This is a genomic window from Aquicoccus sp. (assembly GCF_041686535.1).
Taxonomy (GTDB): Bacteria; Pseudomonadota; Alphaproteobacteria; order Rhodobacterales; family Rhodobacteraceae; genus Aquicoccus.
The window spans coordinates 15,630-29,040 of record NZ_JAWLDS010000034.1; the positions used below are offsets into that span (position 1 = coordinate 15,630).

Here is a 13,411-nt window from a genome sequence, read left to right on the forward strand (position 1 = left end):
TGTTGCACGCTTGGCGCGCGTCAGGCTGTCAGGCCGTCATGCGCAGGTCCAGTCCCGCGATGTCGCCGACCAGCGCATTCAGGGCGTCGAGGTCGGAAATCTCGATTCCTTCGGGAACCGTGCGAACGCCGTGCTCCTTCAACCGTGCGAAGCTGCGCGACAGGCTTTCCGGCTTGAGACCCAGGTAGTGGGCGACGAGGTTCTTGTTGAACGGGAGCCGCACGATGTGCCGCTCCTGGTCGGGCTTGGCCTGGCGTATGAGGAAACACGCGAGCCGCTGGACGCCGGAAAAGATCTTGAGCGTTTCGAGCTGTTCAAGGAGCGAATCGTTTTGCTGGAACGCGTGGCCGAGGATGGTGTCGCCGAAGTTCGGATCGTTGCGCATGGTCTGGCATATGGAGCGCGCGGAGACCGAAAGGACGGTGCAGGCGGTGGCGGCCTCGGCCGTGGCCTTGCGCGAAAGCCTGCGGATGCTGTCGGAGAAGCCGAAGGTCTCGCCCGGGGCGTGCAGGGTCAGGATGCTGATCGCGCCGCAGGGCTGGGTGCGGGTGATCTTGATCCACCCTTCCATCAGGACGTAACCGCTTTCGGCCGCATCGCCATGGGTAAACACGCATGAGCCCCGATCGAGGCGCCGGAGAACGGCGTGACGCATCAGCGCCTCGCGCGAGGCGCTGGATGCTTTTGAAAGCACCGGGCAGCGGGTCGCCGCTGCGGCAATGAGGCTTTGCATGTGACGTCTCCTGTTCGCGGTGACACAATGCGCGAGCTGCCGGCGCCCGGCCTTGATGCAGATCAAGGCAACCGCGCGATTCCGTCGTTGGAGAATCGGGCGCGGGGCGGGTGCGGTGGCGCCGGCCCCGAACCGTCAGACCGTGATCGGTTCGAGCACCTGCGGTTCGATCACGTTCACGCCGGGCAGCCCCGCGGCGAGGTCGGACGCGTCCTGTTCGAGCAGCGGGAAGGTGCGGTAGTGGCCGGGGATCACCGTCTTGAAATCGAAATAGCGCTTGGCGGCCCAGGCCGCGCCTTTCATGTCCATGGTGAAATGCCCGCCCGCGCTCAGGATGCCGATATCGGGTTTGTAATAGGCGCCCATCCAGTCCATGTCGGCCATGATGTCGGTATCGCCCGAAGCATAGATCACGTGGCCCTCGGCGGCGATCATGAAGCCGACCTCGGAACCGGCGCCGCGCGGGCCTTCAGGGGTGGCGAAGGTATTGGAATGCGAGGCCGGGACCATCGAGACCCTGACACCGTTCAGATCGACGGTGCCGCCCTTGTTGAAGCCCTCCGCCTCGATGCCTTCGTTCTCGGCAAAATGGCTCATGATGTCGTATTGCCCATAGGCCGGTATGCCGAGCTTGCGACAGAGCGGCAGGATGTCGGCGACGTGATCGAAATGGCAATGGGTAAGCAGGATGTGCGTGGCGCCCTGCACCGCCTCGTCATGGCGGTCCTCGGGCAGCATCGGGTTACCGGTGAGCCAGGGGTCGATCAAGAGGACCTGACCGCCGGTCTCGATGCGCCATGAGCCGTGTCCGAGCCAGATGATGTTCATGAAATGCCTCCCTTGGGATTCGTGTGGTCGAAAGGAGGATAACATGTGTGGGGCGCTGTGCCAGTGGGCGCGGACCGGGACCGGATCAGGACTGGCGGAACGGCGCTCCTGCTTCGCAGATCGCCCCGCCCGCCGTCCCGTGCGCCTCCGGCGGGAGTATTTGGGGCAAGATGAAGGGCTGGACGATGCCTTGGGGGGCTGCATTGTCTTGAAGCCGGACGGCGTGGGCGCTAAGAGCCGGGGCAAGGAATGTCGCAGGAGGCGCGCATGTCGATCGACAAGGAAACCGCCGCGAAGGTGGCAAGGCTTGCCCGGATCCGGGTCGAGCCAGACAGGCTGGAGACGCTGGCCGGGGAGTTCAACGCCGTGCTGGGCTTCATCGAGCAGTTGGGCGAGGTGGATGTCGAGGGGGTCGAGCCGATGGTGTCGGTGACGCCGATGCGGCTCAAGCGGCGCGCGGACGAGGTGACGGATGGCGGCATGCAGGACAAGATCCTGTCGAACGCACCCGATGCGCGGGAAGGGTTTTTCGCGGTGCCGAAGGTGGTCGAGTGATGGCGGAACTGAACCGGATGACGATTGCCGCGGCGCGCGATGCGCTGCGCGCGGGCGAGGTGACGAGCGTGGAATTGACCGAGGCCTGCCTTTCGGCGGTCGAGGGGGCGGGGGCGTTGAATGCCTTTGTTCACCATACGCCGCAGATCGCCATGGAGCAGGCGCGGGCAGCGGACGCGCGGATCAAGGCGGGTGACGCGCCCGCGATGTGCGGGATACCGCTGGGGATAAAGGATCTCTTTTGCACGCGCGGGGTGCCGTCGCAGGCGGGATCGAGGATCCTTGAAGGGTTTCGGCCGGAATATGAATCGACCGTCACGCAGAACCTCTTTGATGCGGGTGCGGTGATGCTGGGCAAGCTCAACATGGACGAGTTTGCCATGGGCTCGTCGAACGAGACGAGCGTGTACGGCAATGCGGTGAACCCGTGGCGGCGCGGCAATAACGATGTGCCGCTGACGCCGGGCGGATCGTCGGGCGGCTCCGCGGCGGCGGTGGCGGCCGATCTGTGCCTCGGGGCGACCGGCACCGACACGGGCGGGTCGATCCGCCAGCCCGCGGCCTTTACCGGGATCACCGGGATCAAGCCGACCTATGGGCGCTGTTCGCGCTGGGGGATCGTGGCCTTTGCCTCGTCGCTCGACCAGGCGGGACCGATGACCAGAACGGTGCGCGACGCGGCGATCATGCTGGAGGCGATGTGCGGGCATGATCCGAAGGACAGCACCAGCGCTGACCTGGCCGTGCCGGATTTCGAGGCGATGCTGACCGGCGACATTCGCGGCAGGAAGATCGGAATCCCGCGCGAATACCGCATGGATGGCATGCCCGACGAGATCGAGGCGCTCTGGGCCGAGGGGCGGCGGATGCTGGAGGATGCGGGCGCGCAGATGGTGGATATCAGCCTGCCGCATACCAAATACGCGCTGCCGGCCTATTACGTGATCGCCCCGGCCGAGGCCTCGTCGAACCTCGCGCGGTATGACGGGGTGCGCTATGGCCATCGCGCGACGCTTGCCCAGGGCGACGGCATCACCGAGATGTATGAAAAGACCCGCGCCGAAGGCTTTGGCGACGAGGTGCAGCGCCGGGTGATGGTGGGCACCTATGTGCTGTCGGCGGGGTTCTATGACGCCTATTACAACCGTGCGCGCAAGGTGCGCACCCTGATCAAGCGCGATTTCGAAGAGGCGTTCGCGGCGGGTATCGACGCGATCCTGACGCCGGCCACGCCTTCGGCCGCCTTTGGCCTCGGCGAGATGAGCGATGCCGACCCGGTGGCGATGTATCTCAACGACGTGTTCACGGTGACGGTGAACCTGGCCGGTTTGCCGGGGATCGCAGTGCCCGCGGGACTCGACAAGCAGGGGCTGCCCCTGGGGTTGCAGCTTATCGGGCGGCCATGGGAAGAGGGCGATCTGCTGAATGGCGCCTATGCGCTGGAACGGGCGGCCGGGTTTGTGGCCAAGCCCGGGAAATGGTGGTAATGACCGCGGGCGAGTCAATGTGGCAGGGTCTGAAAATGCGGTTTTTCCTTTTTGGTGCGGCGCTCGTCGTGCTGGCGGCTTGTGAACCGTCGATCCCGGACAGTGGAGAAGGCGTGGGATTTGGCGACTATTCGGAATACCTCAGGCGCCAGGCGGATCGGGATGCGCAACTGACCGGGGAGGACACGCCCGCGGCACGGGAGGAGCCGGGCGCGCCGCTCTCGGCGACATCGGTCGACGCGGGCGGATCGACCGAGGCCGAGGACGAGGGTGCAGAGGTCGCGGCGGCCGCGCGGGCGGTTCTCGAGTCGACGCGGGCGAATGCGGGCGAGGGATCGACGGAAGAGAGATCGTCCGATCCGGCACCGGATGTCGTCACGGACACCTCCGGGATCTCGCGCGAGAACGATTTCAACGCGGTGGATTCGCGGCGAACGATCGAGGACGATGCGGAGCTGCGCCGCCAGCAACAGGCCCGATACCAGCTGATCGAGCCGACCGAGTTGCCCGCGCGCAGCGGGGAGAACGGGCCCAATATCGTGGAATACGCGCTTTCGACTTCGCATCCCAAGGGGGAAAGCATGTACCGGCGCGGCGGGATCAATGCGCAGGCACGCTATGAACGCAATTGTGCCAAGTATCCGTCGTCCGACCTTGCGCAACTGGAATTCCTCGAGAGGGGCGGGCCGGAGCGTGACCGGCTGGGGCTCGATCCCGATGGCGACGGTTATGCCTGTAGCTGGGATCCGGCGCCGTTCCGCACGGTGCGCGGGAACTGACCCTGCTGATGGACCCGGTCTGGTGCCCGTCGCCCAATTTCGGGCCGCGGCGCGCGGGAGCCAGGCCCGACATGGTGGTGATTCACTATACGGCGATGCAGAGCGCGGAGGCGGCGCTGGATCGGTTATGCGACCCGGCGGCCGGGGTGTCGGCGCATTTCATGGTCTGCGAGTGCGGACGCGTCTGGCAGATGGTCGAGGAAGAGGCCCGCGCCTGGCATGCCGGGGCGGGGAGATGGGGCGCCGTGCGCGATGTCAATTCTCGATCTGTCGGGATCGAGTTGGCGAACCGGGGCGATCATCCCTTTGGCGAAGCGCAGATCGCGGCGCTGGAAGGGCTGATGCGCGGGATCATGGATCGTTGGTCGATCCCGCCCGAACGGGTGATCGGCCATTCGGACATTGCGCCGGGGCGCAAGAGCGACCCGGGGCGGCGGTTCGACTGGCGCCGGCTGGCGTTGCAGGGGCTGGGCGTGTGGCCCGGGCGGGCGGTGCCGGGCGATTTCGCGCGTGACGCGGCGCGGTTCGGCTATCCGGTCGGGGATGTGGCTGAGGACGTGATCCTCGCGGCGTTCCGGCAAAGGTTTCGGCCATGGGGCCGGGGGCCGCTCTGCGATGCGGACAGGGCGGCGATGGCTGACCTGGCGGCGCGTTTCCCCGTTGACCGGGGCGTGCCGAATGCCTAACTGGAACCTGCGCGGAGGGCCGGATGGCCGCGCGGGGCCTTCGGGTCCTGCGAGGAAAGTCCGGACTCCACAAGGCAACGGTGCCGGGTAACGCCCGGGCGGGGCAACCCGACGGAAAGCGCCACAGAGAAGAGACCGCCACGCGCACCGCTTAGCGGCGCGCTGGTAAGGGTGAAACGGTGGGGTAAGAGCCCACCGGGGGGCTGGCAACAGCGCCCGCATGGCAAGCCCCACCGGGAGCAATGCCGAATAGGGATCGCGCGCCGGCCTGATCCTGGACCCAGGTCCGGGATATCGCGGCAGGGGCGCCTTGGCCCGAGCGATCCGGGTTGGCAGCTTGAGCCCGCGGGCAATCGCGGGACCAGAGGAATGGTCATCCAGAGGGGGCGACCCCTTGGACAGAATCCGGCTTACAGGCTCTCCGCGCGTTCCTGTCGACAAGTCGTCACAGGCTGGAAACCCGTGGCGCGGTGACCTATGATCCATCCATGCGAGGACGGCCTCCCCCGTTGATCGGGCGATATGTCCGGGACGACCCGGAGAATGATTGGGGGCTGCGACATGCGCAACACCAGGGAAAGGATTATTCACGCGGTTTCCTTCGAGGTTTCGGGCCTCTTGATCCTTACGGTGCTCGGGTCGTGGGGACTGGGCTATCCGGTGACGGAGATGGGCACGGTTGCCCTCGTGGGCACGACCCTGGCGATGGTGTGGGTCTATATCTACAACCTGGCGTTCGACCGGGTGCTTGTGCGACTGACCGGCGCTCTGCGCAAGCCGATATGGCTCAGGATCATCCATGCGATACTCTTCGAGGCGGGGCTGCTGATCATCCTGTTGCCATTCATCGCATGGCATTTGGGTATCGGGTTTGTCGAGGCGTTCTGGCTCGATCTTTCGATGGCGGCATTCTATCTGCTTTACGCGTTCGCATTCAACTGGGTCTATGATCTGATGTTTCCGCCCGGTGGGGTCGAGAAACGTGGTTGACTCGCCTGCGCTATCCCTTAAAAGGCAGGCTTCATGAGAATTTCGCGGGTGTGATCACGCCCGCCGCAGGAGAAGACCAATGGCGAAGCCGACCACCATCAAGATCCGCCTGAACTCGACCGCGGGCACGGGCCATTTCTACGTGACGAAAAAGAACGCGCGCACGATGACCGAGAAGATGAGCATCCGCAAGTATGACCCGGTCGCGCGCAAGCATGTCGAATACAAGGAAGGCAAGATCAAGTAGGATCGCCTGACCTTTGCATCATTTGAAGCCGCGCCTTCGGGGGCGGCTTTTTCTTTTGGCTTGACGGTTCGGCCATTGCCGCCCGCCTGCATCGCGCCCGGTCGGTGGCATCCGCTGCGCATCTGTTCCCGGGACGCGCGGTGCGAATTTTTCCTTTCGTGGCGCGGCAAGCTGCGCTAAGGCACGAGGTGCTTCGGTCCGGACGGGAAACCGTCCGGTGAAAAGGGAACACGGTGCGCCAGGCCCAGGCTTGGCAATTCCGTGACTGCCCCCGCAACTGTAAGCGGCGAGCGAAGCCGGACCATGTCACTGTTGCGCGGATCGCGCGATGGGAAGACCCGGCCAAGCGACGACCCGCGAGTCAGGAGACCTGCCGGAGTGATCACCCTGTCCGGGCGCGGGGCGCGCATCGGCAACGGACCTTCCGTAGTGGTGGCATCCTCACCGTCTGCGGACTCGATCTTTCTTCCGCAGGCACAGACTCGAAGCTTCGCGCGATGCGCGAACGGAAGGAAGACGACGACATGACACGACCCATTACCAGAACCGGCCTGCTGACCTCATCTGCGGTGGCTGCGCTGATTGCGCAAGCACCGGCCCTTCATGCCCAGGAAGGCGACGTGACCGACCTCGGCACGCTTGTCCTCTCGGGCAGCCTGATCCCGCAACCGATGAGCAAGACCGGCGCCACGGTCGATATCCTCGAAGAGGACGACCTCGACGGGGACACGCGGCCGCTGGCCGATACGCTGTCGCGCAAGCCGGGCCTGAGTTTCACGCAAAGCGGGCCGCTTGGACAAACGAGCAGCCTCTCCGTCCGGGGCTTGCCGGCGCGATATGTCGGTGTGCGCATCGACGGGATCGACGTGACCGACGCCGCGGGCACGCAGGTGCGGTTCGATTTCGGCGGGCTGACCAATGCGGGGCTCGATCGGGTCGAACTGCTCAAGGGGTCGCAATCGGCGCTTTACGGCTCCGAGGCGATCGGCGGCGTGGTCGATATCACGACCGCGCGGCCAACGAAGCTCGGCTTTTCCACGCGGGTCGGCGTGGAGGCGGGGAGTTACGGCACCTATTCCGGCAACGTGATGCTGGGATACAAGGACGACCGCGGCGAGGTTGCGCTGAATGTCTCGCGCCTCGAGAGCGAGGGGTTCTCGGCCCTGTCGGACAATACCGAGAAGGACGGTGCCGAGCAGACCACCGCGAACCTGACCCTGCGTTATGACGTGAGCGAGGCCGTCACGGTGGGCGGTGCGATCTACTATCGCGATCTCGATTTCGACTTTGACAACATCGCCGGCGATCCGAGCGGTACCGGGCAGACCCGGGAGCGCGGTGCGCGCGTTTTTGCCGAGTTGACCACCGGGCGGGTCACCCATGAATTGAGCTACAGCCATTTCGAGTCGAACCGCGACCTGGAGACGGCGACCTATACCTCGACCTTCGACAGCACGCGCGACCAGGTCGCCTATTTGGGCAGCGCGTCACTGGGCGGGGCGTCGAACGCGACTCTGAACTTCGGGCTCGACTATACCGAGGAGCGTTACAAGACGGTGGGCGGCGCCGATACGCGCTCGGCATTTGCCGAGCTTCTGTTGCAGCCCGGTGATTTCGACCTGTCGCTGGCCCTGCGCCACGACGAGCATTCGCAGTTCGGCGGTCACGCGAGCGGGCGGGTCGCCGGGGTCTGGCATGTCACGGACGCGACCGATATTCGCGCCACGCTGGCCACCGGGTTCCGTGCGCCGTCGCTCAACGAGCTTTACGGTCCGTTCGGCGGCAACCCCGCGCTTGACCCCGAGCAGAGCCGCAGTGCCGAGCTGGGCGTCGAACATCGGTTCGGCAGTGTCGGGTCGGTCCGCGGGACGCTGTTTTACACCGAGGTCGATGACCTGATCGATTACAACTTTCCCACGGGTTATGTGCAGGTGCCGGGCACATCGGTCAGCAAGGGATTCGAGATGTCGGGGCGCTATGCGCTGAGCGGCCAATACACGATCTATGGCACCTATACCCATGTCGATGCCAAGGATGGCAACGGCCAGCGCCGCGCCGGGGTGCCGCGCAACACGACCGTGCTGGGGCTGGACGCGGAGGTCACGCCGAAGCTGTCGGGCAATATCGAGGTCAAGCATGCGAGTGGCGCCGAGGCGAGTGCCTTTGCCCCGGCGAGCCACAAGGTCGGTGATTACACGCTCGTCAATGTCGGGTTGGATTATGCCGTGGTGGACAACGCCCGGGCCTATCTGCGCATCGAGAACCTGACCGACGAGGATTACGAGACCGTTGGCGGTTATAACCAGCCGGGTCGTTCCGTGTATTTCGGGATTCGTGCGGAGTTCTAGGGTGGTGGCGATGAAACCACGTGCATTGGACATTCGGCATGGCAGGGGTATCTCCGTGTCGGTGACGGACGCGACGCGGCATTGTGAAGGCAGCGCCCGTCCCGGGGTGGGCGTGAAGCGCCCGCCCGTTGGGCGGAGCGGGCGCTGCCCTGCGTCCCGCCGGTCGGATCAAGCGAATCCTCCGAAACGCTTTGGGCAATTTCGCGAACCCGATTCGCGGGATTCCGGCGTCAGGTGACAAGGGTCATTGCCATAACCCTGGCCGCTGCCCTCTTCCTGGGGGCCATGGCGCCAATGGCGGCGGCAGAACAGACCGAGTCGCCGCCACCGTCTGATGCGGCACCCGGGCGCGTGGTGTCGATGAACCTTTGCACCGACCTGCTTGCCATGTTGCTGGCGGGCGAGGGGCAGCTCTGGTCGGTGTCGCAGATGTCGCTCGATCCGATGGTGTCGCCGCTGGTCGAAGAGGCGCGCGAGCTTGAGATCAACCATGGCCGCGCCGAGGAGATCTTCCTGATGCGCCCCGACCTAGTGCTGGCGAACACCCTGTCGCCGCGCAGCACGGTTGCGATGCTGGAGCGGCTGGGCATCCGGGTGGAGCAGTTTGCCCCGGCCAGCACGCTCGAGGATGTGCGCGACCGGATCATGCAGATGGGCCGGGTTCTGGGGCGCGAGGGGGCGGCGCAAGCGCTTCTGGCGCGGTTCGACACGCGGCTGGAGGCACTGGAGGCGGGTGAGGGACCGCGCCCGCGCGCGGTGATCTATCACGCCAATGGCTATGTTTCCGGGCGCGGGAGCCTGTCGGGTGACATCCTCGACCGGGCCGGGTTCGAGAATGCCGCCCATGCGGCGGGATATGATTCGGGGCAGGTCATGCCGCTTGAGGTTCTGGCGCTCACCGACCCCGATCTTGTGGTCACGGCCCGGACCTATCCCGGCGGGTCGCGCTCGGAAGAGGTGTTGTCGCATCCGGTGTTGCGTGCGTTCCGGGCGGGACGCGCGGGGGCCGTGATCGAGGATCAGAGCTGGGTCTGTGGCACGCCGTTCGTTCTCGACGCGGTCGAGGACCTGGCCGAGGTGCGGCGGCGCATCGCTGCGCGGGAGGGCGAGTGATGCGGCTTGCATTGCCTTTGCTGGTCGCGGTGGCGGTGCTGTTCCTGGTCTCGCTTCTGACCGGACCGGCCGAGATCGGCTTGGGGCGCAGCCTGGCTGCGCTCTTTGCCGGGGGCGAGGACCCGGTTGCGCTGGTGATGCGCGATATCCGCCTGCCCCGGGCGCTTCTGGCGGTGATGATCGGGGCGAGTCTTGGCCTGTCGGGGGCGGCGATGCAGGGCTACCTGCGCAACCCGTTGGCCGAGCCGGGGCTGATCGGGGTGTCGGGGTCGGCGGCGCTGGGCGCGGTCCTGGCAATCCAGACGGGGCTGGCCGCCACCTTTGCGCTGGGCCTGCCGCTGGCGGCCTTGGCGGGCGCGCTGGGCGGGGTTCTCCTGGTGATGGCGCTTGCCGGGCCTCGGGGCACGTCGCTCACCCTGATCCTCGGGGGGATCGCGGTGTCGTCGCTGGCGGGGGCCTTGACCGCGCTTGTCCTGAACCTTTCGCCCAACCCTTTTGCCGCCAGCGAGATCGTGTTCTGGATGATGGGGTCGCTGGCCGACCGATCGATGACCCATGTCTGGCTGGCGCTGCCGCTGATGGTGGTCGGCTGGGCGTTGCTGGCAGGGCTGGGTCGGGGGCTCGATGCGCTCATCTTGGGCGAGGACGCGGCGCAGGCGATGGGGATCGACATGGCGCGGCTGCGGCTGATGCTGGTGGTTGGCACGGCCTGCGTGGTCGGTGCGGGCACCGCGGTGGCGGGGGCGATCGGCTTTGTCGGGCTGGTGGTGCCGCATATGTTGCGCCCGCTGGTGGGGGGGCATCCCGGGCGGCTCTTGTGGGCCTCGGCGCTGGGCGGGGCGGCGATGGTTCTGCTGGCCGATATCGCGGTGCGGGTGATCCTGCCCGATCGTGATCTGAAGCTCGGGGTGCTGACCGCGCTGGTGGGGGCGCCGCTCTTCCTGCATCTTATCCTGCGGCTGAGAAGGGAGCGGATATGAGCCTCGTTTCGGTCAATGACCTCGGCGTGCGGCTGGACGGGCGCGCGGTATTCTCCGGCGTCAGTTTCGAGATCGGCACGGGCGAGGTCGTGGGGCTGATCGGGCCGAACGGGGCGGGCAAGACCACGCTGATGCGTGCTGTGCTGGGCCTTTTGTCGTTCGAGGGGAGCAGTTCGCTGGCTGCGTTGCCGGCGGCCGAGCGCGCGCAGGTGGCGGCGTGGATGCCGCAAGCGCGCGAGATCGCCTGGCCGGTAAGCGTGGAGAGCGTGGTGATGCTGGGCCGGGTGCCGCATCTGGGCACGTTGCAACGGCCCGGTGTCGAGGACCGCGCCCGCGTCGCGGCAGCGCTGGAGCGGATGGAGCTTGCCGATATGCGAGACCGTCCGGCAACGCAGCTTTCGGGGGGCGAGCAGGCGCGGGTTCTCATTGCGCGGGCGCTGGCGCAGGATACGCCGCTCCTGATCGCGGATGAGCCGATTGCCGGGCTTGATCCGGCGCACCAGATTTCCACGATGCAGAGCTTTGCCGCCCTCGCCGAGGCTGGGAAATCGGTACTGGTGTCGATGCATGACCTGGGGCTTGCGGTGCGCCATTGCACGCGGCTCATCCTTCTGGGCGAGGGGCGGATGATTGCCGACGGGCCGCCGGGCGAGGTTCTCACGCCCGAGCGGCTGGCAAGGGTGTTCGGCATTTCGGCCTGGTATCAGGTGACCGAAGAGGGACCGGTTTATCAGCCGCTGGAGGTTCTGAGGTGAGCGGCGCGGGGGTGCGTCTTGACCGGCCCTGGCTGGAATTCGATCTGGGGGCCGAGATGGAGGTGCTGAGCTGGGCGGTGAACCGGCCGGGGCGGGTGCGCGCCCGGCGTATCCTGTGGCGCGAGGTGCGCAATGCCGACCTGCCCGAGGATCTTGATGCGGTTGAGTGGCTCGAGCGCGCTTTGCGGGCGCGGGATGCGCTCGATGCGGTGACGTTCCTGACTTCGCGCGACGTGGGCTGTTTCACGCAGGGCGAGGCCCGTGTGGGCGCGGCAATTGCCCATGCGGTGGCCACCGTGGGGCTTTCGAATGCCGAGCGGGTGGGCCACAGGATCGACCGGACGGGCCATGACTGGGGCACGATCAACGTGGCGCTGCGGGTGAATCTCGGCTTGACCGAGGCGGCGCTGATCGAGGCGATGAGCATCGCGGTCGAGGCGCGCACAGCGGCGGTGATCGCGGCCGATCTGCCGCTTGGCCCCGGCCCGGCGACGGGCACGGGCACGGATTGCGTGGCATTGGCCGCACCGGCGGGCGATCTGCCCTATGCCGGGCTGCACACCGATCTGGGCGAGGCCACGGGCCGCGCGGTTTACGGCGCGGTGCTGGAGGGCGCGCTGGCGTGGAAGGCGACATACGGGGGCGAGGGGTAGGGTTTGTTACCTGATGCAGGATGCCCGGTAAGGGGTGGGCATCGGGGAAGAGTTCCTTGTCTCTGGGCGTAATTGCCATTTGACGGTTTGGAGTCCAGTGTGAAGGATGCCGCGCTTGGCTTGAATGTCCGGTGTACGGAACAGGTCGAACGTTTGCGACCTTGCCCGCAGTTCGATATTGGGATCTCATGTGGGAAGCTGTTTGTTCGGGGAAAGTAAATGACCTGTGGCGATTTCGACGCGCCAGAAATTCCTGACGACCTTTTTGAATGCGCGATACTCCTTAAAAACAACATCATTGGTCTTACGACTGAGGGTGGTTCGGAGTCCGAGTATAAATTGGCCAGAAGAAAGCTAATGGAAGACCCGGCAAGCAAGCGGCTTCTTCCAGAGTTTGTGCGTTTCTCAAATGATGCCGCTTCGGTGCGTTCAGCGTTATCAAGCGTAGCAAGTGGTTCGGGTTCTTGGGCTCTACGCCGAGGCCACGTTATCGATGCTTTCGTTCCAATATTGACCTTCCTAGAATCAGGTGGCGGTGCGGCAGACGCTACGATCACAGATGGTCTTGATGTCTATGATGCGCCTGCCGTCCAAGCTTTTTGGGCGAAGGCTCTGGACAGACGAACCATGGACCCAGACGGCGCTGTTACCGCCGCCAGCACACTTCTTGAAGAAGTCTGCAAACACATAATCGAAGACAGCGGCGGAAAGTGGGAAACCAAATGGAACGTGCCGAAGCTATACGCAGAGGCTGCAAAGGTTTTGAAGCTCGCACCGTCGCAGCATCAGGAAGAAGTCTTCAAAACGATTTTAGGAAACTGCCAGAGTGTCGTTCAGAGTATTGGTTCTCTGCGCAACAAAGGTGGCGATGCCCATGCTGGGGGGCGCTTGCGAGTTCCATTCAAGCCGCGTCACGCCGCTTTAACTGTCAACCTGGCTGGGTCCATGGCCTTGTTTCTGATCGAGACTTGGCAAGCGAGAATTGAGGAGCAACGGATCAGCGGTTCTTAGCCGCGACACCACCCTGGAGCTGCCATTGGCCAAGTCGAAGCGAAAGCCAGTTTTGTCCGCATGGCTGACCTTCGGACTTCGTTCCCGCAATCCAAGACATGTCGTCCTTGATCGAATTCGCCCTGCCCGGAACAGCGGCGAAGCCGGCCGGGCGGCACACGGCCGCCCCCCGGCCGGGTGCTATTGATGGCTTGCGCATCGGTCTGGGCTAGGGAAGACGTTGCTGGATAAATTGCCCCACGCCGA

At 65.4% G+C, this 13,411-nt stretch carries 14 protein-coding genes, 1 other RNA gene and 1 riboswitch; of the genes, 13 read left to right on the forward strand and 2 right to left on the reverse strand.

Annotation, left to right across the window (positions count from 1 at the left end; translation table 11 throughout):
- Positions 1-28 precede the first annotated feature (28 nt).
- On the reverse strand, positions 29-799 hold the full coding sequence (locus tag ACESL9_RS09230; protein ID WP_372674747.1) for a Crp/Fnr family transcriptional regulator: 771 nt from the start codon (positions 797-799) through the stop codon (positions 29-31).
- 69 nt (positions 800-868) lie between these two features.
- Positions 869-1,561, reverse strand: coding sequence for a metal-dependent hydrolase (locus ACESL9_RS09235; RefSeq protein WP_372612779.1), 693 nt, complete (start codon positions 1,559-1,561; stop codon positions 869-871).
- 267 nt (positions 1,562-1,828) lie between these two features.
- Between ACESL9_RS09235 and gatC the strand changes: the two genes are divergently transcribed.
- From gatC to ACESL9_RS09300, 13 genes are all read left to right on the forward strand, one after another.
- Positions 1,829-2,116: an Asp-tRNA(Asn)/Glu-tRNA(Gln) amidotransferase subunit GatC gene (gene gatC / locus ACESL9_RS09240; protein ID WP_372612777.1), complete on the forward strand. Its 288-nt coding sequence runs from the start codon at positions 1,829-1,831 to the stop codon at positions 2,114-2,116.
- Positions 2,116-3,603: an Asp-tRNA(Asn)/Glu-tRNA(Gln) amidotransferase subunit GatA gene (gene gatA / locus ACESL9_RS09245; RefSeq protein WP_372612775.1), complete on the forward strand. Its 1,488-nt coding sequence runs from the start codon at positions 2,116-2,118 to the stop codon at positions 3,601-3,603. Before gatC ends, gatA begins: the two co-directional genes overlap by 1 nt.
- A gap of 35 nt (positions 3,604-3,638) precedes the next feature.
- Positions 3,639-4,382 carry a hypothetical protein gene (locus ACESL9_RS09250; protein WP_372612773.1) on the forward strand — a complete coding sequence of 248 codons (744 nt, stop codon included), beginning with the start codon at positions 3,639-3,641 and terminating at the stop codon, positions 4,380-4,382.
- A gap of 8 nt (positions 4,383-4,390) precedes the next feature.
- Positions 4,391-5,068, forward strand: a complete 678-nt coding sequence (locus tag ACESL9_RS09255) for an N-acetylmuramoyl-L-alanine amidase (protein ID WP_372674748.1) — start codon at positions 4,391-4,393, stop codon at positions 5,066-5,068.
- A gap of 11 nt (positions 5,069-5,079) precedes the next feature.
- Positions 5,080-5,497: RNase P RNA component class A (gene rnpB / locus ACESL9_RS09260), an RNA gene on the forward strand.
- Positions 5,498-5,629: 132 nt separating this feature from the next.
- Positions 5,630-6,058 (forward strand): PACE efflux transporter, encoded by a 429-nt coding sequence (locus tag ACESL9_RS09265; protein WP_372612769.1) that lies wholly within the window; start codon positions 5,630-5,632, stop codon positions 6,056-6,058.
- 79 nt (positions 6,059-6,137) lie between these two features.
- A complete protein-coding gene (rpmG, locus tag ACESL9_RS09270) occupies positions 6,138-6,305 on the forward strand; it encodes a 50S ribosomal protein L33 (RefSeq protein ID WP_057816833.1) in 168 nt (55 codons plus the stop codon).
- 177 nt (positions 6,306-6,482) lie between these two features.
- Positions 6,483-6,698: riboswitch (cobalamin riboswitch) on the forward strand.
- A 131-nt stretch (positions 6,699-6,829) separates the two neighbouring features.
- A complete protein-coding gene (locus ACESL9_RS09275; RefSeq protein WP_372612766.1) occupies positions 6,830-8,653 on the forward strand; it encodes a TonB-dependent receptor plug domain-containing protein in 1,824 nt (607 codons plus the stop codon).
- 234 nt (positions 8,654-8,887) lie between these two features.
- The gene (locus ACESL9_RS09280) at positions 8,888-9,766 is read left to right on the forward strand and encodes an ABC transporter substrate-binding protein (protein WP_372612764.1); all 879 of its coding nucleotides are present in this window, start codon (positions 8,888-8,890) and stop codon (positions 9,764-9,766) included.
- Positions 9,766-10,746, forward strand: a complete 981-nt coding sequence (locus ACESL9_RS09285; RefSeq protein WP_372612762.1) for a FecCD family ABC transporter permease — start codon at positions 9,766-9,768, stop codon at positions 10,744-10,746. Before ACESL9_RS09280 ends, ACESL9_RS09285 begins: the two co-directional genes overlap by 1 nt.
- Positions 10,743-11,501 (forward strand): ABC transporter ATP-binding protein, encoded by a 759-nt coding sequence (locus tag ACESL9_RS09290; RefSeq protein WP_372612760.1) that lies wholly within the window; start codon positions 10,743-10,745, stop codon positions 11,499-11,501. Before ACESL9_RS09285 ends, ACESL9_RS09290 begins: the two co-directional genes overlap by 4 nt.
- Positions 11,498-12,154 (forward strand): adenosylcobinamide amidohydrolase, encoded by a 657-nt coding sequence (locus tag ACESL9_RS09295; RefSeq protein ID WP_372612758.1) that lies wholly within the window; start codon positions 11,498-11,500, stop codon positions 12,152-12,154. The genes ACESL9_RS09290 and ACESL9_RS09295 overlap by 4 nt, the downstream gene beginning before the upstream one ends.
- A gap of 219 nt (positions 12,155-12,373) precedes the next feature.
- Positions 12,374-13,165 (forward strand): abortive infection family protein, encoded by a 792-nt coding sequence (locus ACESL9_RS09300; RefSeq protein ID WP_372612756.1) that lies wholly within the window; start codon positions 12,374-12,376, stop codon positions 13,163-13,165.
- The last annotated feature ends 246 nt before the right edge of the window (positions 13,166-13,411 follow it).